The sequence below is a fragment of the Rikenella microfusus DSM 15922 genome, assembly GCF_000427365.1.
In the GTDB taxonomy this organism is placed as follows: Bacteria; Bacteroidota; Bacteroidia; order Bacteroidales; family Rikenellaceae; genus Rikenella; species Rikenella microfusus.
The window spans coordinates 991,963-1,013,515 of record NZ_KE386488.1 but is presented as its reverse complement, the minus strand read 5'-3'; the positions used below and the strand labels follow the sequence as shown (position 1 = coordinate 1,013,515).

General features: G+C 57.5%; 17 protein-coding genes and 1 CRISPR repeat array (1 of these 18 cut by a window edge). Of the genes, 6 read left to right on the top strand and 11 right to left on the bottom strand.

Annotated features, from left to right (window positions below; genetic code table 11):
• Nucleotides 1-207: direct repeats of the CRISPR family, unit length 36 nt; unit sequence GTTGTATCTTATTAAAAATCTACATCAAACCACAAC; it reaches 617 nt to the left of the window's first position.
• A gap of 130 nt (nt 208-337) precedes the next feature.
• The 7 genes from cas2 to RIKMI_RS0105350 all read right to left on the bottom strand — a co-directional run bounded on the left by cas2 (nt 338) and on the right by RIKMI_RS0105350 (nt 8,993).
• Nucleotides 338-643 (bottom strand): CRISPR-associated endonuclease Cas2, encoded by a 306-nt coding sequence (cas2, locus tag RIKMI_RS0105380; RefSeq protein WP_245584938.1) that lies wholly within the window; start codon nt 641-643, stop codon nt 338-340.
• A gap of 37 nt (nt 644-680) precedes the next feature.
• Nucleotides 681-1,568 (bottom strand): type II CRISPR-associated endonuclease Cas1, encoded by an 888-nt coding sequence (gene cas1 / locus RIKMI_RS0105375; RefSeq protein WP_027290763.1) that lies wholly within the window; start codon nt 1,566-1,568, stop codon nt 681-683.
• On the bottom strand, nt 1,562-5,260 hold the full coding sequence (cas9, locus tag RIKMI_RS0105370) for a type II CRISPR RNA-guided endonuclease Cas9 (protein WP_027290762.1): 3,699 nt from the start codon (nt 5,258-5,260) through the stop codon (nt 1,562-1,564). The genes cas1 and cas9 overlap by 7 nt, the downstream gene beginning before the upstream one ends.
• A gap of 362 nt (nt 5,261-5,622) precedes the next feature.
• Nucleotides 5,623-6,282 (bottom strand): hypothetical protein, encoded by a 660-nt coding sequence (locus tag RIKMI_RS0105365; protein WP_147288421.1) that lies wholly within the window; start codon nt 6,280-6,282, stop codon nt 5,623-5,625.
• 38 nt (nt 6,283-6,320) lie between these two features.
• Complete coding sequence (locus RIKMI_RS0105360; protein WP_027290760.1) at nt 6,321-6,974, bottom strand: hypothetical protein; 654 nt, start codon at nt 6,972-6,974, stop codon at nt 6,321-6,323.
• Nucleotides 6,958-7,752 carry a hypothetical protein gene (locus tag RIKMI_RS0105355; RefSeq protein WP_147288423.1) on the bottom strand — a complete coding sequence of 265 codons (795 nt, stop codon included), beginning with the start codon at nt 7,750-7,752 and terminating at the stop codon, nt 6,958-6,960. The genes RIKMI_RS0105360 and RIKMI_RS0105355 overlap by 17 nt, the downstream gene beginning before the upstream one ends.
• Before the next feature lie 44 nt (nt 7,753-7,796).
• On the bottom strand, nt 7,797-8,993 hold the full coding sequence (locus RIKMI_RS0105350) for an O-antigen ligase family protein (RefSeq protein WP_169715495.1): 1,197 nt from the start codon (nt 8,991-8,993) through the stop codon (nt 7,797-7,799).
• 102 nt (nt 8,994-9,095) lie between these two features.
• Between RIKMI_RS0105350 and RIKMI_RS15015 the strand changes: the two genes are divergently transcribed.
• Complete coding sequence (locus tag RIKMI_RS15015; RefSeq protein WP_037291558.1) at nt 9,096-9,536, top strand: hypothetical protein; 441 nt, start codon at nt 9,096-9,098, stop codon at nt 9,534-9,536.
• Between the two features lie 115 nt (nt 9,537-9,651).
• On the opposite strand, the gene RIKMI_RS0105340 is transcribed toward RIKMI_RS15015, so the two are convergent.
• The 4 genes from RIKMI_RS0105340 to RIKMI_RS0105325 all read right to left on the bottom strand — a co-directional run bounded on the left by RIKMI_RS0105340 (nt 9,652) and on the right by RIKMI_RS0105325 (nt 13,494).
• Complete coding sequence (locus tag RIKMI_RS0105340; RefSeq protein WP_051214362.1) at nt 9,652-10,524, bottom strand: helix-turn-helix domain-containing protein; 873 nt, start codon at nt 10,522-10,524, stop codon at nt 9,652-9,654.
• Between the two features lie 144 nt (nt 10,525-10,668).
• Entirely contained in the window at nt 10,669-11,928 is a 1,260-nt protein-coding gene (locus tag RIKMI_RS0105335; protein WP_027290755.1) for a Y-family DNA polymerase, read from the bottom strand.
• A 193-nt stretch (nt 11,929-12,121) separates the two neighbouring features.
• Nucleotides 12,122-12,982 (bottom strand): type I methionyl aminopeptidase, encoded by an 861-nt coding sequence (gene map, locus RIKMI_RS0105330; protein ID WP_027290754.1) that lies wholly within the window; start codon nt 12,980-12,982, stop codon nt 12,122-12,124.
• A gap of 50 nt (nt 12,983-13,032) precedes the next feature.
• Nucleotides 13,033-13,494, bottom strand: coding sequence for a single-stranded DNA-binding protein (locus RIKMI_RS0105325; protein ID WP_027290753.1), 462 nt, complete (start codon nt 13,492-13,494; stop codon nt 13,033-13,035).
• A 571-nt stretch (nt 13,495-14,065) separates the two neighbouring features.
• Here RIKMI_RS0105325 and sppA point away from each other — a divergent pair.
• The 5 genes from sppA to RIKMI_RS0105295 all read left to right on the top strand — a co-directional run bounded on the left by sppA (nt 14,066) and on the right by RIKMI_RS0105295 (nt 21,457).
• Nucleotides 14,066-15,853: a signal peptide peptidase SppA gene (sppA, locus tag RIKMI_RS0105315; RefSeq protein ID WP_169715494.1), complete on the top strand. Its 1,788-nt coding sequence runs from the start codon at nt 14,066-14,068 to the stop codon at nt 15,851-15,853.
• 254 nt (nt 15,854-16,107) lie between these two features.
• The gene (gene lpxK, locus RIKMI_RS0105310; RefSeq protein ID WP_027290751.1) at nt 16,108-17,181 is read left to right on the top strand and encodes a tetraacyldisaccharide 4'-kinase; all 1,074 of its coding nucleotides are present in this window, start codon (nt 16,108-16,110) and stop codon (nt 17,179-17,181) included.
• Nucleotides 17,138-18,022 (top strand): purine-nucleoside phosphorylase, encoded by an 885-nt coding sequence (locus RIKMI_RS0105305; RefSeq protein ID WP_027290750.1) that lies wholly within the window; start codon nt 17,138-17,140, stop codon nt 18,020-18,022. The genes lpxK and RIKMI_RS0105305 overlap by 44 nt, the downstream gene beginning before the upstream one ends.
• A gap of 347 nt (nt 18,023-18,369) precedes the next feature.
• A complete protein-coding gene (locus RIKMI_RS0105300) occupies nt 18,370-19,278 on the top strand; it encodes an HlyD family secretion protein (protein ID WP_027290749.1) in 909 nt (302 codons plus the stop codon).
• A 205-nt stretch (nt 19,279-19,483) separates the two neighbouring features.
• On the top strand, nt 19,484-21,457 hold the full coding sequence (locus RIKMI_RS0105295) for a family 20 glycosylhydrolase (protein ID WP_027290748.1): 1,974 nt from the start codon (nt 19,484-19,486) through the stop codon (nt 21,455-21,457).
• Nucleotides 21,458-21,553 lie beyond the last annotated feature (96 nt).

Here is a 21,553-nt window from a genome sequence, read left to right as displayed (position 1 = left end):
CAAACCACAACTTTGATAGAAGAGTACTTACAGAAGCGCGGTTGTATCTTATTAAAAATCTACATCAAACCACAACAAATGGTGTTAAACACAATATTGCCAGAAAGTTGTATCTTATTAAAAATCTACATCAAACCACAACCGTGTGAGTTATCCTTCCGAACTTCCTGAGTTGTATCTTATTAAAAATCTACATCAAACCACAACGCCGGGACCGTTAAGGGTTGTTAATTAGTGCTTTATAGCCTTTCTTCGGCTGTGAAAACCAAAGCGGGAAACGCCGGCGAAGCCGATTTGATGCGTTTTTCTATTTCAAGGAACAAATTTAACCAATTTCTCAGAAAAGTTCCAGTTGCTGTGGCATGTCCGGTTTGGCGCACTCGGTCTTGCCCCAGAAATTCAGGATGTCGCCGTATTGTTTGTCCGTTACGGCAAGGATACTCGTATAACCCGAAGGAGGCGTCGAACGCCGCACCCGTTTGATATGTACCTGCATGTTCTCTTTCGATGCGCAATGCCGGACATATACCGAGTATTGCATCATCGTAAAGCCGTCTTTTTCCAACGCCTTGCGGAATTGCGCCGCATGGCGCCGCTCCGTTTTGGTGTTGGTCGGCAGATCGAAAAAGACGAACAGCCACATAATCCGATAGGCATTTAGTCGTAGTTCCGGCATGGGGTTACTCCAGCAGAGGGTACGAAATTTTCTTGCGTGTCCCGGCGAAACACCCGGCCAGCGAAGCCGAAGTGATGGTAAGTCCTATATCGAGCGGTCGTACTACCTTGTCGAAACGTGTGTCCGTGAATAGCACCCGTAACAGTTCGCTTTTCGCCTCCTGCGTCAGATGCCGGTGCCCTTGTCCGTAAAGGTCATACACCCGTTCGTCTACATAGGGGCGGTAGGGTTCCATCAAATCGTCGGCTAACGGAAAGCAGTTGTATCGGTTCCGATGAAAAATACCGAATGCCGGCAGCAGTCCCGATCCCATGAGCGCCCGCGCCACGGCTGCCCGCAGGATCGTGTAGCCGTAGTTGAGCAGAGGATTGGGCGGCAGCCCTTCGCGGGAACGGATAAAGCCGGGACCGAATAATTCGGTCCAGTAGATACGGGCGGCAATCCCTTCGCGATTGTCAGCATCCGCGCTCCTGACATTCATGTAATGGGGTTTCAGTTTGTTGCCGTCGCGGCCCAATTTGTTCAGCAGGGCCGCCTGGTTGCGGATTTTGGCTTCGACGATCTGTTTCCATATCCCTTTTTTGAGCGGCTCGCTCGCTTCGATCTGATCCCGGTAACTCTCGCCCTGGGTTGTGTTGGAATCCAGGTTCAGCAGCATGGCGTTCGGCATCCGGTTGTCGCCGCAGAATATCACCGCCGCGTTGTTATCCGACAGGGCGTTGAGCAGCGGCAGGGTGACGGAGGTCTGTTGGTGTTCCAGCACCACGAATCCGATGTCTTCGACCGGTACGCTTTTTTGCGCGTCGGGGGTCTCGCGGGTACGGATGACCATCTGTCCGTTCCGCAGGCTCAGGCAGTGGGGAGTCGAAAAGAAAAGGGCGCGTTTCAGCATGGCGTCTCGTGTTTGAAGATGATTTGCCCGGTAACGGTCAGTTCGAAGTCGTAACCTTCGACGTACATATCGAAACTGGAAGGGCTTAACAGGAGTTTCGGGTGGGGCTGCTGGTAATCGACCGACGAGTAGCCGTTGGTCAATGCTTTTGGGGCGGTCGTCCCGAATTTCTCCGCATAGTCGGTTTTCAGTTTGTCGTCGTTGCGGGCTTCCTGGTGGAACATGAATGCAGTTTGGCCGTTCTTTGCCATTTTGGTGACCTTATATAGCCGCTTGGCAAGTTCTTTGGGCGGGCAGTCGTACAATTCGGCGGGCGAATTTTCGTAGAAAAGCACCATCGTACCCGTCTTTAACAGATACTTGAGCGGATGGCCGTTCGCATTCGTGCGCGGTACCAGGTCGGGACGGGCCGTGCGGTCGGCGCTGGCTTTGAAATATCCGGCAGCGTCGAGCAGGTTCACGATCTCGAACGAGCGTTTTGTCCTGCCTTTCGAGTCGGTCCCTTCGTAGATCGCCATGCAGTAATTGCCGTCGTTGGCCACGTGGTAACGCCGTTTGTATTCGTGAACGGAGAGGTCGCGCTGCATTTTGTCCCACGGCAGCGGCTGGGTGATATTGGCGAAGATGCGTACCCTGCGGATCGGGACTCCCTTTTCGCGGTTCATCCAGATCGTGTGTTCGTCGGGATTCATCGCCGTCTTGAATCCGACTTCGCCGATCGCCTCCTTGATGCGTGCCTTGACGGTTTCGTCCACGATCTTTTCGACATCGGCCGGCTGCAAGTCGCCGATCGATTTGCGGATCACGTAGCGGAGCTTGTCCTGGTGCCGTATCGCTCCGTAAAAAGTGTCCTGATGCAGTCGTCCCCGCGCCGTATCGCCCTGTTGGCAGATCGGCCGTCCGGCGGCGTCGAGCTTCACCCTGCCCCGTACCCGAAGTTTTTTCCGGGTCTGTTTGGCCATATTGTCCGGCGTATGGTGCGAGACGAGCAGTTCGTCGGCTACGGCTTTGACATCCTCGGTAAAGGTCGGCCACGGCTTGTCGAAACGCGGCCTAGCTCCCGCCCCGTAGCGGTACCGCTCTTCATCGGCGGCGTACCGGGCCCAGCGGTCGTATTCCTTAGGGCCGATGCAGGCGATCGTGATGGCGTCGATGCAGTGGTGTACATGATTTATGCGCTCTTTGCGGGCGTATTCTTCCTGCAATCCCCACATTTTACGGAAAGCGTCGGTCGTGGAACCTTTGACGATATAGATCCGCCTGAAAACCGTTTTCAGGTAGAGCCGTGCATACTTCCCGATGATCCCGATATCGACCCCCTGCCGGTTGCTGAAACCTTCCGGGATTTCGGTCATGGCGAACCGTTCGTATTTTCCGCGCCAGTAATCGCGTTGCATGCGCAGGTAGTGGCGCCGTTGGATGGCGCTGTCCCTTTCCTCTTTCGTGGGGGCGTTTCTCCCCTTTCGGAACTGGGCCTCGATCTGTTTCTGCAACGATTCGACCTTTTCCCGCCATCCGAAACTTTCGATCCGTTCCAGGATTTCGGCACGGTTCGACAATTCGGCGGGCAATTTCGTCCGTTTGCTTTCCCGGTTGAAACGGCTTTCGCAAAGCGTTTTGTTCATCTGCGAATCGTCGCCGCCGCGGGCGCGCGGCAGTGTATGTTCGATGTCGAAACCCGGAGCCGATCCGATAAAGTCCGAAACTCGGATCTGTTTTCCGGTGTAGGGGCAGACGTGTTTCTGTTCTTCCCAAAGACGGTATTTCAGAATGTCGTCCTCCGAAGGCTCGATGGTCAGTCCCGTTTCTGCGGCGTATTGCGCCCGGATTTCGTCGGCATATTTCCGATTTTCGGCTTCCCGTTCGCGCTGGTATTGCTCGATGGCTTTACGTTGGTTGGCGTCGTTCAGGCCGCGGGCGAATTCGATCCGGATTTTCGTGTCGGGGTCGATCTTGCCTTCGCGCAGAAGCCGGTTTACCAGGGTCCGGAGCCGGAACAAAGCCCGCATCGCCATCGGGTTGCGGATCGAAGCGGTGCGCGGCGATCCGAGCAGCAGCAGTCCCTGCGCGTCGGGTCGGGCCGCCCGGTAGGTCTCGATCATCGAGGGGTGGTAGAGCCGGTTCAGACGGGCCGGGGGGACGCCCTGGTCGGTCAGGTAGTCGTCGATGCGACGCTCTTTCGAGTCGTATTTGACGTAGGGTTCGCGTCGGGATTCGAGGGTCAGTTCGGCGATGTCGCGCTCGATACGAAGACGGCGGGTTTCGTCGGCATACGTCGCCGGCGGAAGCACGGCTTTCAGGTTGGCCAGGAATACCGCCTCGTCGTAACGGTAGCCGCGGCGGAGATAAGGCAGTATCTTGTTGATCGCGTTCAGACTCAGGGCCGCGTAGTCCTGCGGCAGACGGATGGCGGCGAAAGCCTTGGCCTGTTCGTCGGCGAGCCGGAGCTTATCGGCCGCCCACGCCCGGAGCCGCTCTTCGTCGTCGAACGAGAAAAGCGCGTGCCAGATGTCGTTCAGCACCTGTTCTTCGCTCTTCCCCTCGCCGAGCCGGTAGAGCCGGCATATTTCCGGGAGCCAGTCGTCGCCGAAGAGGGCGATGAGCGATGCCGTTACGGGGCAGCCGCTGACGGTGGCGGTACGGGCGAAGTTGAACCGGTAGGGGGCCTCGTTGCGGTCGCCTTGACAGCCGTATTGTCCTTTGCCGGCGATCCTGCGGGCGATCTCCTCGAAATCGAAGTGCGGCTTGCTTTTGCGCAGGAAGAGCGGCAGGATCGTTTCCGTTTCCAGCCGCGTCAGGGGCCGGGGCGTGTCGTCCCCGGGCGCCGTCAGCCGGATGTTGTTGATGAACGAGCGCATCCGAAACTCCTCGAATCGCGGATGCGAGACCGGACAGCGGCTTTTCTTACGCTCGAAGGTGCATTTGCCCACCGATCCTTTCTGCGATTTGAGCGGTCGCTGGAAAAAAATCGCACGGTGCAGGGCTTTCCGCCACTCTTCGGGCAGGCGCTGCCGTTCGCAGATGGCATTGAACTCGGCCAGATAGTGTTTGTTGCGCGAAGTATATCGCTTGCGGATCTTCTCTTTCCGCCGGTACAGTTGGTAGAAATATTCGCCGAGGTAACGGCACCCTGCTTTCTCCATCTCGGCCGACAGGTTTTCGATGCCGCTCTGTACCGCTCCTTCTTCTTTTCCGTTGCCGGCCTCCTTGCGGTTGCTGAGGAATCCGCGCCGTTGCGCGAGGTGGTAGAGGGCGCGCCCGAGCGCATGACGATGCCGCTCGTCGCTGAGGTCGAGCGTCTCGGTCAGGGCGCGGTAGCGGTCGTGGTAGGGATTCCTCTCGGCGTTGTCGTCGGTACGCTGCCAGCGGAGGAAAGCCGCGTCGAGCGGATAGCGTTTTTTCTCCCTCCATGCTTCCAGCTGCTCTTCGGTCAGCGGAGGGCACAGACCGTAGCGGACGAGCACCCGGAGCAGTTCGATTTTTCTCAGACGGCGCCGGAAATAGCGACGCCGCAGGGCTCGTGCGTCGGTACGATCCTGTACGGCCGGTTTTTCGTTGTTCTTATCGCGTGCGACGCCCTCCTGGAAGATATGTACACCTTTGTCTTCCAGGATATATCCCGTTTCGGTTTCTTCGACGATGGCCCATCCCAGCGAGTTGGTGCCGGCGTCCAGGCCCAATACTTTTGCCATAAAAGAATGGTATTTTCAGTGAAATTAATAAAATGTGTGAAAATTCCGTTCTTTTTTGGTATATTTGAGCCGTAAGAACTCTACATCTTACCACAATAAGGCTATATGCCGAAGGTTTTCAACCTACCTGTCTCCGCGTACTCCGTGGAGACTTTTTTATTGATACGGGATCGATGCGGGTTGCGGACGGGGAATGCTGCCTGACGGGGCGCTGCCGGTGCTGCCGGGAGCATGTGCCGGCAACCGCTCCGAAATAGAGTGGGGAGGTGACTCGAACGGAAATAATAGATCCAGTAAATGTGTATACTGGTTGAACTTATATGCAGTCGTAATATGGACGCATCCGCGGTTATTCCGTCTCTTTACTTCGTCGGACGGTGCGGGCTTTCCTGCCTTTTCTTGAAATAGACCTTTCCCTCTATCGCCCGCATATATTTCTGCCGTCGGGCGTAACCCTCGTCGGTGAAGAACCAGACGAAATCCAGAAAGGTGTGCCCTGTCCGGATCAGATACATCCTCACGCAACGGGTATAGAGGGATCCGTCCCGCTCCATCGGTTCGATCGGCAGTTCGAGCAGAAACATCGAATCGGCGTTGAACGGTCGAACTGCCTGACCGGTCATTACGGTTACGTGATCTTCGAAACGAGCAGTGTCCTGTCCTTGCGAAATATCCAGCAGATCATATTTGATCCAACCTCGGTAATTGCTTCCCGTCCCGTAAGCAACGCTGTATATGACCTCGCATTGCAAGTCGTCCGACTGAAGCAGGAGGCCGACCTGACAGGATCTGGCCCACCGTTTCACCGAGCCTGTTAATGAATCGGATTTCCCATTATTGTCCCATTTCCAGAGATAGATTTGTTTTTGCGCGATATGAAAATCTCGAGGTATCTGCCGGACAACATGAGTCTGTCTCGAAACCTGTCTGGCGGCTTTGACTGCGGAAACCGTTCGGGCCGACACATGGGGGGCAATCCCTATTACGATCGCTACCCACATCAGAAAAACCAATTTTTGCATGGTCGGTTTATTTCGTAACCTTATAGGCGGATAACATTTTATCGTTCTTTCTTGAAATAGACCTTTCCCTCTATCGCCCGCAGATATTCCTGTCGTCGGGCGTAACCCTCGTCGGTGAAGAACCAGACGAAATCCAGAAAGGTGTGCCCTTTCCGGGTCAGATACATCCTCACGCAGCGGGTATAGAGGGATCCGTCCCGCTCCATCGGTTCGATCGGCAGTTCGAGCAGAAACATCGAATCGGCGTTGAACGGTCGAACTGCCTGACCGGTCATTACGGTTACGTGATCTTCGAAACGAGCGGTGTCCTGCCCTTGCGAGATATTCAGCAGATCGTTTCGGAGCCACGATCGATGGTTGTCGAATCCCAAGGCGACGCTGTATATCACTTCGCATTGTCGGTCGTCCGATCGGAACAACGCACCGACTTGTCCGGTTTTACTGAAACGTTTCCACGAATCGTTTAAGGAATCGAACGTCCAGGAATAACCGTATTTCCAGAGGTGGATGAGCTTTTGTTCGACACGGAACCCCCGGGGTATCCGCCGAATGACACGATGCCGTTTCGAAACGAATCTCGCCGCCCTGATCGCAGGGATGACTTGTGCCGACACATCGGAGATGGGGCCCGTTAGGATCGCTCCCCAGATGAAAATCCATTTTGGCAGAATCGATTTATTGCCGAACTTCATAGGCTGATATCACATCTGAAGGGTCCACCAAATCCATAGCACCGTTCTGGGGGTCTGTCACCCAATGCGTCCCATTGCTGGTTCCTCCATAGATAACGGCGTGGCCGGTCGAATCGTTGACCTTATGGTTTAGAATGACGGCTGAGTTCTTTTCATTGTACTTATAGTTGTCTCCCTGGATGTTGACCGGAAATGAGGATACATTATTTGGGCCATAAAAGTGTTTGAGTGTAGATTCCATTTGACTACTCGGCACCCCGCTTCCGAAAGTGCTGTTAATCCACGAGTTCGCCGAATCGTATGACGGTCCGAAACCCATCATGTCGTGTATCCACCCGAAACAGGAAGCGACGCAATCGCTCCGGGTCGGCTCTTCCAGCGGATCTCCTTCGCCGGGTATCAATTTGCGCGGCATTATGCTCCTCGCGGTCAGATGTGCAAGAATTTTGGCATTGCTGTTTTCGATCGTTTGAGTCAAAAAGGCGAAAACCTCCGGCGAAACGTTGATTTCATCCGCCGAACGGACATTCGCTTCCCATAGGCCGCTCTCTTTCGAAAGTTTCACCCGTTGAGCCAGCTGCATGATTACCTCCCAATCTTCGTCGGACGCAATGCCTGTGCCGTCGTAGCCGGTCGTAAAATCCAGATACGGTAACTCGGTTTTGTTCATGGCGCTTCGGGGTGCAGACAATTCTTCCTCGAAACTCTGTTTCTGGCAGGAAGTTACCGACATTGCTGCCGACAGACAAATCGTCATCGACAGGACGGTCAGTGTCAAACCGTTTCGTAATGTCTCTCTTTTCAGGGTTACGGGGATTTAGGTTATTGAACTTTATTCGTCGTATCGACTATTCGGCGCATCTCATGGCGGATGGCCGTAACGGTCGCAGACGGAATTTTCACCTCCTTGGCCAGTATTCGTTTCGCCAAGTCGTACGCCTTGTTCTTCCGTTCGGTTGCCTGATAGATCGTAACCAATTTATACAGCGGCATAAACCGCGAAGGGCACATCCGGGCCGCCTGCGCGAAATGCCGTTCCGCCTCGTCATACCGTTCCAGTTTGAAAGCCGCATCGCCCCGCAGCAACTCCACGTGATAGTCGGCCCATCGCTCGCTGCACGCCTCGGCTATCGCCAGACTCTCGGCATATTCCCCCGCCTCGTTCAATACGTATGCGTAATTATACAAAAAATGCCGATCCCGGACAAGTTTCGGATACGACTTTTCGTACAACGGCAGCGCATTTGCCGGATCCCCGACAGTGGCCATACGGTCGGCACGTTGCCAGGCATATTGATTCCGCATATCCCGGAGGGCGAATACGCACAGCGTTGCTGCCGCCCCGATTGCTAAAAAGCGAGGCAACAGGCGGGATAGCCATGAACATCCGAATACGATCCACAGGCTGAACAATGCCATTGCCCAAGTGAAAGGATAGAAAAACGGATACGAAAAAATGGCGAAAATCCCGATTGCCAACAGGCACGAACCGGCCGCCCGGATTATAGGATCTCCTCCGGCTGCCCGGCGGTACCTCCGTACGATCGCCGCGCCCGACACGATCAACACGAGCAGGCCGAGACACCCGTAATCGACCGCCGCCAACAGGTATTCGTTGAACGGGTGATGGACCGAATCGGCCAGCTGCGCGTATGGACTGTCGGGATGTGTTCGGAAATAATCGGCCTGGTAGTTCATATATTCGGCTGTGAACCCTCCGGGACCGTGGCCGAAGAGGGGTTTGTCGATTATCATCTCCAATGAACAACGCCAGACGAGCAGCCGTCCGTCGGCGGAATCCTTTTTCAGGAGATAGAGTCCCGCCAGCAGCAAGAGCGCCAGCAACGGTACGCTCTGCCGTAAATATTTCCAGCGTCTGACGGCACCGGAAACGCGGACCGCCAGAACGATGACGGCGCATAGCATCCCGGTACGGGAGCCGGACAGAATGATTCCGACGATGACCGGTATCGTGGCGGCGACAGCCGAATAACGCATCGTCCGGCGTTCCTCATTCAAAAATGACAGTATGAACGGCAACCCGCAGCATAAAACTGCCGCAAAGCCCGCCGGATTGTCGAAAGTACCGGTTACGCGGAATCTTCCATAGGGGGGCCATAGTTGCATGAATTGAAGTATGCCTGTGACAGCCTCTGCGAGACAGGCGGCACCGATGACGACGGCGCAAAATCGCGCCGTCTGTCTCCGGCATCGGTCGCAATCGGTATGGCCGGCAATAGCCGCAACCGTCAGTACCGCCGCGATACCGAATGCGAATGCGTACCGCTTGGGGAGTATCCGGCTGTCGATAAAAGCGTCGGAGGTCGCCAGCAGAGTACCCGCGCAAAGGCCGGCGAAAGCAAGCGGAAAAAGATGATTTCGAAGCATAGGCCGCATTGCCGCATTGACCGAGACGATACCGTGCCTCCGGTTTTTTCAGCCAATTTACCGCATTTATGCGGTATCTGGTCCCGGCGCCTGAATTTTTATACCCCTGCGAGTCCGATTTCCGGCGGTTCGATCCGGTTCTTTTCAAACGAGATATTCATCGTGCGGCGCTAAAAGGCGGCGTTCCGATATACGGCACTTGTCCGGCAGGTCGTCGGACGAAATGTCCGTATGGTTGCCGTTTTGTGTTCCCTCCGTGAGAAAGGGGCACGCGCCCGGTCGGAAGCGGTCAGCTGTTGCGGTACTGTTGCGGACTCATGCCCACGTAGCGTTTGAAATATTTGCCGAAAAAGGATACGTTCGGGAAATTCAGCGAAATGGAAATTTCCTTGACCGGCATATTGGTCGATTTGAGCAGCGCTTTGGCATCCATGATGACCACCTCCGCGATCAGGTCGGCCACCGTCTTGCCCGTTTGTTGTTTGACCGTCGTGCAGAGGTGTTGGGCCGAGAGGCGCATCTCGTCCGCATAGAACGATACCCGGCGTTCTCTAGCATAATGTTTCATCACCAACCGCAACAGTTCTTTGCATATCTCCTCGCCGCGGCTCAGCCGGCGGTTCCCGTCTTCGCTTTCCGCCTTTTTGTACATGCCCGATATGCCGTACAGCAGCGATTCCAGTATGCACCGTTGTATTTCCGGATGGATCAGCATGTCGCCGGTGAACATTCGGTGCAGGAGCGAGAAGAGGTCCTTGTAGATGCCGGCGGCTTCGGTTGTCAGCGGCAGCACGGGATTTTCGATCATGACCGGAAAAAAGTCCATCGTCGATTTGAGCAGGTTCACCTTGCCGACGAAACGGGACGAGAAACCCACGAACGAAAGCCGGAAATCGGTACCCGAATCGTGGAACTGGATCACGCTGCCCGGCGCCACGACGATGAAGTGGTTTTTCCTGATCCGGCACTCTTTCAGGTTGATCGTGGCCGTCAGTTCGCCGTCCGTACAGAGGACGAAGATGCCGGCTTTGATCTTGCAGGGGATGTTGTACCACCCCAACACCTCCGGGGTGATGTCCACCCAGGCGAAAAAATCCACGGGCAGGTCGATGTCCGGCAGCCGGTCGGAGGAGGCGTTCAGGTCGAGTAATCGGTTTTCCATCGCTCTTTAGGTTAATAATCGACCATAAAAATAGCACAACGGTTCCGATTTTCGTCCGTTACCGGAAAAACGGATCGCTTTTTACGCGGAACGGAGCTTCGTCTCCGGTCGTAACGGGCCGGCGACCGACCTCGGCGGTCGGTTTCAGACTTTGATTTCCGGCAGTTCGTCCCATGAAGTGGTATAGTTCGGCGAGACGTGGTTACGATTGGTTTTTACCGGATCGAACCCTTGCGCGGCGGTGACGAGCGTGTGTCGGCCGAAGCGGCCGTTCACTTGGTCGAGCGCTTTCATCAGCCGGGTTTGCCGTCCCCGGTCCGAGGGGTCGAACAGCGAGGTCTGCACGGCCGCGCGGGGGCCGATCCCGCTGAGGATGACTCCGGCTTTCTTGTATCCGAATCCCGGCGTGAAGATGCTGCGCAGGGCGCGTTCGGCCAGTACGGTCAGTTCCAGCGTACTGTCTGTCGGCGTCGGCGGCGACAGGATACGGTTCGCGTACTGTTGGGGAAGCTCCGGGCGGTGACGGTTGGTGGCGATGAAGACCTGCACTTCGCTGCAGACGCTGCCTTGCCTGCGCAGTTTTTCCGCACACTGGGCCGTGAATAGGGCCACCGCCCGGCGCAGGTCGTCCGGATCGGTCGCTTCGGCGGCGAAACTGCGCGAAGTGCATATCTGCTGTTTGGCGGGCGGCGTGTGTTCGAATCCGATGCAGGGTTCGCCGCGGAGTTCTTTCCAGGTCCGAAGGCCGGCAACTCCCATGCGGTGGCGGATCCACTCTTCCCTGGCCTGTACGAATTGTCCGGCGGTGAGGATGCCGGCTCCGCGCAGCATCGGGCCGTGCCGCCGCCCGATGCCCCAGATGTCCTGTACGGGAAATGTCCGCAGTACTTTGGCGATGTCTTCCGGCCGGTACATCAGGCAGCTGTCGTGCAGTTTCGGGTACTGTTTGCAGAGTTTGCTGGCTATTTTGGCGAGCGTTTTGGAAGGAGCCGTGCCGATACTGACCGGGATGCCGGTATGACGGCGCACGGTCGAGGCGATGCGGCGCCCCAGTGCGGATAGTTCGCCGGTCGGTATGCCGGACAGGTCGAGGAAAGCTTCGTCGATGGAGTAGACCTCGGCGGCGGGAACCAGCGAGCGGAGGGTGGTCATCACTCGGTGGGACATGTCGCTGTACAGCGCATAGTTGGACGACAGCACCTGCACGCCGTGCCGCCGGATGAGGGGGGAGGCCTGGAACAGGGGCTGGCCCATTCGGATGCCGATGGCTTTGGCTTCGTTCGAGCGCGAGATGACGCACCCGTCGTTGTTGCTCAGTACGACGACGGGGATGCCTTCCAGCCGGGGCGCGAAGACGCGCTCGCAACTGACGAAAAAGTTATTGCAGTCGGCCAGTCCGTACATGTTTCGGGTCGGGTGTCGTGCCGTGCGGCGGCACGGCGGGCTGTTTGTTGTGCAGGCGCATAAGATCTCACCCCGAATCGGGAGATGGTCTCCCTGTTCGGTTCTGCGGCGCCGCTCGGTGTGCGGGCCGGGCTTCAACTTCCGGCTGAGAACCGGAGAATAACGGACGGCAGTGCGCCGCTCGGCCCGGAAGCTAATGCGTGAGGACCTTTACGCCCGACTCGGTCATGACGAACGTGTGTTCCCATTGCGCGGAGGGTTTGCCGTCGCGGGTACGCACGGTCCATCCGTCCCGCTGATCGACGGTGACGCGCCAGTCGCCCATGTTGATCATCGGTTCGATGGTGAAGACCATGCCGGGCACGAGCAGCATCCCGGTGCCGCGGCGGCCGTAATGGGCCACTTCCGGCTCTTCGTGGAATTCCAGCCCCACGCCGTGCCCGCACAGGTCGCGCACGACGGAATAGCCGTTCTTTTCGGCGTGCCGCTGGATCGCCGCGCCGATGTCGCCGACGAATCCGAACGGTTTGGCGGCTTCGGCTCCGATGTGCAGGCATTCCCGCGTCACTTCGACCAGCCTCCGTTTCTCGTCGGACACTTCGCCGATCATGAACATGCGCGAGGCGTCGGAGTAATAGCCGTTCAGGATGGTCGAAACATCGACATTGACGATGTCGCCCTCTTTGAGTATGACTTTGTCGCTGGGGATGCCGTGGCAGACCACTTCGTCGATGGAGGTGCACACGCTTTTTGGGAATCCTTCGTAATTCAGGGGAGCGGGTACGGCTCCGTGCGAGACGGTGTAGTCGTACACGAGCCGGTCGATCTCGGCGGTGCTCATGCCGGGCCGGATGCGTTCTTCGATCAGGTCGAGCACGCCGGTATTGACGATTCCGCTGAGGCGTATCCCTTCGATCTGTTCGGGGGTCTTGATGAGCCGCCGCGGGGGGACTTCATGTCCCCGCTGGCGGTACCAGGCGATTCTGCGCTCCGTGTCGTCCGCGATGCGGGACGGGGCGGGGGCGCTGTCGTGTCGAAAGTTTATTTTAGGCATAGCGCGAAGGTACGAAAAATAGCTTCCCGCTGTTCCCTGCCGCGGGCGGCTCAGAAGGGCAGGTCGTCGGCGTCTTTGGGCAGTCCGGGAACGGTGTTCTGCGCCTCTTGCCGGCTGCCGTAGGCGGGGTGTCCCGGTTGCGGCCCGCCGCGGTGTTCGCCGTAGTTGCCGTCGTTTCTCCGTTGCCCGCCGAGCAGTCGGATTTCGTCGGCCAGGATTTCGATGGCGTACCGTTTGTTGCCGGTGGCTTCTTCGGTCCATTCGCGCGACCGGATTTTCCCTTCGACGTAAACCTGGCTCCCTTTGCGGATATATTTCTCGGCGAAGTCGGCCTGACCGCGCCAGAGGACGACGGTGTGCCATTCGGTGTGTTCGCGTTTTTCGCCGGTGGAGGAGTTGTAGATGCGTTCGGTGGTGGCGATCCTCAGCCGTGCCATTTTTATGCCGGTCTCCAATGCGCGTACTTCCGGCTCGGCGCCTACGTTCCCGATCAGAATAACTTTATTGACCATATCTGTCTGTTTTTTGCGATAGTTTGATTGTTATACGATTTCCGAAGATACTGATTTATTCGCATTCTTGCGCCTGTTCTCCCGAAAAAATCGTATCTTAGCGCAAATTAGTATTTTAACCGTTCGTTTATCTGTACTGTTCAGGTTTGAGGCGACTGTTCTCTTTAACTTCGCTACGCTCGTTTTCCTCCTCGCCGCTTACCATAGCCCGTAAACGGTCTCTGGATTCGCTGGCAGCGTCGGTTGTGAACAAAGAGAACCAGAAAAACTTTTTGAGATGCTTGCGCATCTCTTGAGCCTGGCGGATGACCTTTGCCTTTGAAAGTTTGTTCTGTAACGGATAGGGGACTTTAATATCGTTATGCCCGATGTCCCCTATCTGTTACAGAACAAAGAAGTCTGCAAGAAAAGGTTTTCGACAAACTGAGGCATTGCAAACCTGCTCGAAAGTTTCTTTGGTTCTTTCTTTTCAAAGAAAGAACAGTGGACTCTACTCTCAATGTACGGATAAACGAACAGTTAAAGGGATAGATTTGTGATGAATAGTTTTTTCAAGACCTTTTTTGCCTGTTTGTTGGCCATATTTGTCAGCGGCATTGCCTTTGTCATATTGAGTTTCATGATGCTCGCCGGATTGATAGCCGCCATCGGCGGTATCGGTTCCGGAAGCAAGAGCGCCGGTCCCGTACATCCCCACACCATATTGCGTATCGACCTGGCGCAGCCCATTGTGGACAAATCGAAAGGGAGCGCCATCGACCTGTTCGATTACAACGAATTCAGTTTCCGCGAGCAGACCACCCTGTACGAAGCCGTCGCCCTGATCGGGAAAGCCGCCGAAGACCCCGTCATCGACGGCATCTACCTGAACGTGCCCATGGCCATTCCCTCCTCCGTTTCGACCCTTTACGAACTGCGTCAGGCACTGGCCGAATTCCGCGAAAGCGGTAAATTCGTCGTCTCCTATGCCGACGTCTATTCCCAGGACGGGTATTACCTCGCCTCGGCCGGCGACAAAGTATATCTGAACCCCCAGGGCGGGCTGGCCTGGCAGGGGCTGGCCTCCAACGTGATATTTTACAAAGGGCTGCTCGACAAGCTCGGCGTGCAAGCCGAATTGATCCGGCACGGCAAATTCAAGGGAGCCGGCGAACCCTTTATTCGAGAGCAGCTGAGCGATGAAAACCGGTTGCAGATGGAGTCCATGACCCGTTCCGTCTGGGACTACCTCGTCAGCGAGATCGCCGAGAGCCGGGAAATCGCAGCCGACAGCCTGCAAAGCTACGCGTCGCGGCTGGCCGTGGCCACCCCCCGCGACGCCGTGCGGCTGGGATTCGTGGACAGCCTTTACTACCGCGATCAGATGACCGACGAACTGGCCCGCCTGTCGGGGCAGGATTCGACCGGCGAACCGAAGATACTCCCTCTGGAGGATTACAAATTCGCCGGCCGCCGGAGCGCGGGACGCGCGACGATGGGCAACGCGTTAGCGACCGACGAGATCGCCCTGGTGTACGCCGACGGCGACATCGTGGATGCCGGCGACCGGAACAAACAGATCGTCGGGAATGCGCTGGCCGAGACATTGGCCGAAATCCGCAAGGACGACGACGTGAAAGCGGTGGTGCTGCGCGTCAACAGCCCCGGCGGGAGCGCATTAGCGGCCGAGATCATCTGGCGCGAGGTCAGCCTCCTCCAGCAGGCGAAACCCGTGATCGTCTCGATGGGAAATTACGCCGCTTCGGGCGGATATTACATCAGTTGCGGCGCGGAATATATCGTAACGGCCCCGACCACCCTCACCGGGTCGATCGGCGTGTTCGGCCTGACGTTCAATGTCGGCGAAGGGGCGCGGGAACACCTCGGGCTGACCGCCGACGTGGTGAAAACCAATCCTGCGGCCGACCTCGGCAATATGTTCCGGCCGCTGAGTCCGGCCGAACGCCTTTATATCCAGAACGGGGTGGATACGGTCTATGCGCGGTTCGTGGAGTTGGTGGCGAGGGGCCGCAATCTGACCGCGGACAGCGTGGACGCGATGGCCGGCGGCCGCGTGTGGACCGGCGTGCAGGCGATGGAAAACGGACTGGCCGACTGCACCGGAACGTTGCGCGACGCGGTGCGGATCGCTGCGGAACATGCCGGGCTGGAACCGGGCGATTATGCCGTCCGGCAGTATCCGGAGCCGGAAACCTCGTCGTTCGCTTCGATCCTCGGATCGCTGACCGGTTCGGCAGTGGCGAAGATAACGGGCGGCGGCATGCCGCCCCTTGGCGCCGAAGCCCTACGCGTCCGCGAAATGGTGACGGATCCGGGCATCAAGGCGCAGGTACCGTATCGGATCGAGATGCAATACTAAGAGTCGGAAAGACTGCGGCGAAACGTTCCGCGGCGCCGATCGGGGGAGTTCCGCACTCTATGGTGGCCCTATACGGCTTTACGCCAGTCCCGTCGGCTCCGTTCGGCCCGGTACCGGACGGATTCCGGTTGCCGGGGTATGGCGGCGCGGGCCGAAAGAATAAAGCAGTGCAAACATAGCGTATACTTACTTGGATGTATATAACCGGGAAATCATATATATTTACCCGTTAATAAATCGGAATCTTGGGACTGTTGGGTAAAATACTGGCCGCGCCGCTGGCTTGGATATACGGAGGGGTGATCGACATCCGGCACAAGCTCTTCGACTGGGGAGTGCTCAAGAGCCGGGAGTTCGATATTCCTGTTATTTGCGTGGGCAATATCACTGTGGGGGGTACGGGCAAGACGCCGCATACCGAACGGCTGATCGAAATGCTGGACGGCGAATTCAAGGTGGCGGTGCTGTCGCGGGGGTATAAACGCAAGACGAAGGGATTCGTGTTGGCGGCGGTAAACAGCTCGTTCAAGAAAATCGGCGACGAACCCAAACAGATCAAGCTGAAATATCCGCATATCCCGGTGGCGGTGTGCGAAAAACGGGTGGAAGGGATCGAGAAGCTGCGGTCGGCGCATCCGGAGGTGAACCTCATCATCCTGGACGACGCCTTCCAGCACCGTTATGTCGAACCGTGGGTCAATATCGTGCTGATGGACTATAACTGTCCGGTTTACGACGACTACCTGCTGCCGATGGGACGCCTCCGCGACCGGCGTGCCCAGATCGCGCGTGCCCAGATCGTGATCGTGACCAAATGTCCGGACGACATGAAGCCGCTGGATTACCGGATCATGAGCAAGCACCTCGACCTGTATCCTTACCAAAGCCTCTATTTCACCCGTTTCGCATCGCAGGTTCCGGTGCCTCTCTATCCCGCTTTCGGGCAGGAACCGACGCTGAAACGGGGTACGCCGGTCGTGGCGATGGCGGGTATCGCCAATCCCAAACGATTTGTCGAAGACCTCCGGAAAGACTACGATGTGGTGCGGACATTTATCTTCGGAGATCACTATACATTCAAAATGAGGGATATACATGCGGTCGAAGCGGCTCTGGCATCGTTGCCGGCCGAAACCGCCGTGGTGGTGACCGAAAAGGATGCCGTGCGGCTGATGAACAGCCGCAAGATCAGCGACGATTTCAAACGCAGGCTCTATTACAGCTCTATCCGCGTGGAGTTCCTCGAAAACAAGGAGTGCGATTTCCACAGGCAACTGGATCAATATGTCAGAGAGAATCAGAAATACAACATGCTTCATCCGGAGTAGGCTCAATATCGCTCCCCGGCGTTATTTTACGGATATGCCGGGCGGAACGGTCGAAAGCGGAGGGCTGCCGGCGCCGGAGGTGGGGATTGTCCTCGGTTCCGGACTGGGAGCGTTGGCCGATACCATCGAGGTGATCGGAACGCTGGATTACGCGGACATTCCCGATTTTCCGCGCTCCACGGTCGAAGGGCACAAAGGACGGTTCATTTACGGCCGGCTGGGCGGGAAATACGTGATCGCCATGGAGGGGCGGGTGCACTATTACGAAGGGTATCCGGTCGGGGAGGTGGTGCTGCCGGTACGGGCCATGTGCTGTCTGGGGATCGGGACGCTGATCGTGTCGAATGCGGCGGGCGGCTTGTGCCCGTTGTTCGAAACGGGGGACATTATGGTGATCGACGACCATATCAACTTGATCCCGAATCCGTTGGTGGGACCTAACGATCCAGCCCTCGGCGTGCGGTTTCCGGATATGGGCGAGCCGTACGACAGGCGGTTGATCGCACTGGCGCATGCGGCGGCTATGGCGCAGGGAACGGTGCTGCGGCAGGGGGTCTATGTCGGAGGTACGGGGCCGAGTTACGAGACGCCGGCCGAGGTGCGTTATTTCAGGGGGATGGGAGGCGATGCCGTGGGTATGTCCACGACGCCGGAGGTGATCGTGGCGAGACATCAGGGGGTGCGCGTGCTGGGATTTTCGTTGATTACCAATGTGCTGAAAGGGGAACCGGCGCAGCCGTGCGGCGCCGGAAAGCTGACGCACGACGAGGTGATCGAGGCGGGGAACCGCGCGATGCCGAAACTGTGTGCGTTAGTACGCGAAATCGTGACCAAACTGTAGCCGCCTGCGCATTATATCGGTGCGTTCTTCCGCAGATTGCGCCCGTTTCTTGGATGGGAACGGGGTAATTACAGCCCGATTCGAGTGCCGAGCGGCATCGGGTCTTTGCGGGGCGAGGCTGCGGCCCGCATGCTGATGCGGAAACTTATTGTTTAACCATACGGTTAATTATCCGCGTAGCGGTCAGCCCGGAGCCACCCCCGGCGAAGGGCTGCAACCTGCGGTTTTGCCCTCGCTGGCTCCGGGCGACAACATATAAATTTAACCGTACAAATAAATACCAGGCATAAACCGTATACGTTTCCGAACCGTATATACCTGAAAACAGCATAGATAACAATAAACTTATGAAAAGATATTTTCCCATCGGGGCGGCGGCCCTGTTCGCGGTATGGGGAACATGCTCCTGCACGCGAGGCCCGCAACCGGACGCCTACGGCAACTTCGAAGCGGTGGAAGTGATCGTGTCGGCGGACTGCAACGGCAAACTGCTGGAATTCAACGTAGACGAAGGTTACCGGCTGCGGCGGGGCGAAATCGTCGGTTGGGTGGACACGATGCTGTTGGTCCTGCAACGCAACCAATTGCAGGGCGAGATCGCCGTGCTCCGGGCGCAGCTTCCGGAAAAAGAAAAACAACTGGACGTAACGCGCGAACAGCTGGCGAAAACGAAACACGAATTGGCACGCTTCAAGGCGCTGGCCGACGCCGACGCTTCGACAGCCCAGCAGGTCGACAACCTCTCGTACGACGCCGAGATCCTGCAAAAACAGATCGACGCCCAGGAATCGAACCTCGACATCCAGACACGCACCCTGCTGGCCCGGATGGAACCCCTCCGGCAACAGATCCTGCAAGTGCAGGACCGGATCGACAACGCCTATGTGGTGAACCCGGTGGAGGGGACGGTGCTGGCGAAATACGCCGAACAGCATGAACTGGCGGCGATCGGCAAACCGCTCTACAAAGTGGCGAACCTGGACACGATGATCCTTAGGGCCTACGTCGAAGAGCCGCAACTCGCCTCGATACGGATCGGTCAGGAGGTACGGGTAACGGTGGACAGCACCTACGCCGGGGCTGCCCGTTTTACGGGACGCATCGGCTGGATCGCGGACAAAGCGGAATTCACGCCCAAAGTGATCCAGACCAAAGACGAACGCGCGAACCTGGTTTACGCGCTGAAAATCTACGTAGCCAACCCCGGCCCGCTGAAAATCGGCATGCCGGCCGAAGTCTATTTCAATGCCAAATAAACTTTGATAACTATATACGATTTAATCCTAATTTATATGCGTGCTTGATTTTCAGTATATTTCGGCCCTCGCCACCTCCTGAAGCAGAGAAAAGCCCCGGTCCCCTGTGCCGAGCGGCACCGAAGGGCCGGTTGGGAAGATCGTTACCTGATTTTGGGTAAATTCGTATATAGTCGCCTAAATTTTCCGAAAAGATTCCGCCCCCATGAAAACCCTGTCGAAACTCATCCTCGCCGTGCTGTGCCTGTTGCCGGTCGGCCACGGCCTCCGCGCGGCCGAGAACCCCAAACCGTTCGTCGTCCCCGAAATCCGGCAATGGTCGGGCGGGAAAGGGCGTTTCGTCCCCGGCCCGGACGCCCGGATCGTCTGCTCCCCGGACCAACCGGAAGCGTTGCGCATCGCCCGCCTGTTCGCCGCAGACTATGCCGAAATGTTCGGCCGGGCGCTGCCCGTGGCGCTGGGCAAAGCCTCGCCCGGCGACTTCGTACTCGCTCTCTCTCCCGACAAGGCGTTGGGCACGGAAGGCTACTCCGTCCGCACGACCGACCGCGCGGCCCTCTCCGCCCCCACTCCGGCCGGGCTTTACTGGGGCACGCGCACCCTGCTCCAGATATCGGAACAGGACAGCGCCCGTTCGCTCCCGAAAGGGACGATCCGGGACTGGCCGGACTACCCTTTCCGCGGCTTCATGATCGACTGCGGCCGTAAATTCATCCCGATGGACTATCTGGAAGACCTGACCCGGATCATGGCCTACTACAAATTGAACGTCCTGCAAGTCCATCTGAACGACAACGGCTTCAAACAATATTTCGGACACGACTGGAACAAGACCTACGCCGCGTTCCGGCTGGAATCCGACACCTTTCCCGGCCTGACCGCCCGCGACGGGTCGTACTCCAAAAAAGAGTTCGCCGACTTCCAGCGACAGGCCGCCGACCGTTTCGTGGAGATCATACCGGAGATAGACATTCCGGCCCACTCGCTCGCTTTCACCCATTATAAGCCGGAAATCGGAAGCAAAGAGTACGGCATGGATCACCTGGACCTGTTCAATCCCGAAACTTACCGGTTCGCGGACGCCCTGTTCAGGGAGTATCTGGCAGGCGACGACCCGGTTTTCGTCGGTCCGCGCGTGCACATCGGCACGGACGAATATTCGAACGCAAAGAAAGAGGTGGTCGAAAAATTCCGCGCCTTCACCGACCATTATATCCGTCTGGTGGAGAGCTACGGCAAGCAGACCGTCGTGTGGGGCGCCCTGACCCACGCCTCCGGCCAGACGCCGGTCAAAGTCGAGAACGTCGTTATGAACGCCTGGTACAACGGATATGCCGATCCGGCGGCCATGATCGAACAGGGCTACCGGCTCGTCAGCATTCCGGACGGTCTGGTCTACATCGTGCCGATGGCCGGCTACTACCACGATTACCTGAACGAACCCTACCTTTACGAACAGTGGACGCCGCCGCATATCGGGAAAGCGGTGTTCGAAGAGCGGCACCCCGCCATCCTCGGCGGCATGTTCGCCGTCTGGAACGACCATGTGGGGAACGGCATATCGGTCAAGGACATCCATCACCGCATTTTTCCGCCGTTGCAGACCCTGTCCGCCAAGATGTGGACGGGCGAAGCGGTCTCCCTCCCCTATGCGGAATTCGACCGGCGGCGGGCCGCCCTGAGCGAAGCGCCGGGCGTCAATCAGCTGGCGAGGATCGGCACGGCCCCGGCGCTGGTCTATGAACGCGCCGAGGTACGTCCCGGCGACAGCTCCGCCTACCCGGAGATCGGTTACGACTACACCGTCAGCTTCGACATCGAGGGAGCCGACGAGAAGCGCGGAACCGTCCTGTTCCGCTCCCCGAACGCCGTATTCTACCTGAGCGACCCGATCCGGGGCATGCTGGGTTTCGCCCGCGACGGTTACCTGAATACGTTCCCCTACCGGGTGAACCCCGGCGAGAAGGCCCGGATCCGGATCGAGGGGGACAACCGATCCACGACGCTGAAAGTGAACGGAAAAACCATCGACGTCATGGATGTGCAGAAACGTTACTACAACGGCGGAAAAGATTCCATGAATTACGTGCGCACGCTGGTCTTCCCGCTGGAAAAGGCAGGCGACTTCGACAGCCGGATCAGCAACCTGAAAGTGTACAACCACCGCGGGGACGAATAGCCGCCCCGCCCGACAATCTCCGGGAACGCCCGGCCGCAGAAAAACGGCTGCCTGACGGTCCTGCGCGGACGCCGGCAGGCATGCTCCCGGAACCCA

Excerpts from the sequence above, each read along its gene's own strand:
- cas2 (WP_245584938.1), bottom strand. The coding sequence starts at position 643 with ATGTGGCTGTTCGTCTTTTTCGATCTGCCGACCAACACCAAAACGGAG.
- cas1 (WP_027290763.1), bottom strand. The coding sequence starts at position 1,568 with ATGCTGAAACGCGCCCTTTTCTTTTCGACTCCCCACTGCCTGAGCCTG.
- cas9 (WP_027290762.1), bottom strand. The coding sequence starts at position 5,260 with ATGGCAAAAGTATTGGGCCTGGACGCCGGCACCAACTCGCTGGGATGG.
- RIKMI_RS0105365 (WP_147288421.1), bottom strand. The coding sequence starts at position 6,282 with ATGCAAAAATTGGTTTTTCTGATGTGGGTAGCGATCGTAATAGGGATT.
- RIKMI_RS0105360 (WP_027290760.1), bottom strand. The coding sequence starts at position 6,974 with ATGAAGTTCGGCAATAAATCGATTCTGCCAAAATGGATTTTCATCTGG.
- RIKMI_RS0105340 (WP_051214362.1), bottom strand. The coding sequence starts at position 10,524 with ATGGAAAACCGATTACTCGACCTGAACGCCTCCTCCGACCGGCTGCCG.
- RIKMI_RS0105335 (WP_027290755.1), bottom strand. The coding sequence starts at position 11,928 with ATGTACGGACTGGCCGACTGCAATAACTTTTTCGTCAGTTGCGAGCGC.
- map (WP_027290754.1), bottom strand. The coding sequence starts at position 12,982 with ATGCCTAAAATAAACTTTCGACACGACAGCGCCCCCGCCCCGTCCCGC.
- RIKMI_RS0105325 (WP_027290753.1), bottom strand. The coding sequence starts at position 13,494 with ATGGTCAATAAAGTTATTCTGATCGGGAACGTAGGCGCCGAGCCGGAA.
- RIKMI_RS0105305 (WP_027290750.1), top strand. The coding sequence starts at position 17,138 with ATGTCAGAGAGAATCAGAAATACAACATGCTTCATCCGGAGTAGGCTC.
- RIKMI_RS0105300 (WP_027290749.1), top strand. The coding sequence starts at position 18,370 with ATGAAAAGATATTTTCCCATCGGGGCGGCGGCCCTGTTCGCGGTATGG.
- RIKMI_RS0105295 (WP_027290748.1), top strand. The coding sequence starts at position 19,484 with ATGAAAACCCTGTCGAAACTCATCCTCGCCGTGCTGTGCCTGTTGCCG.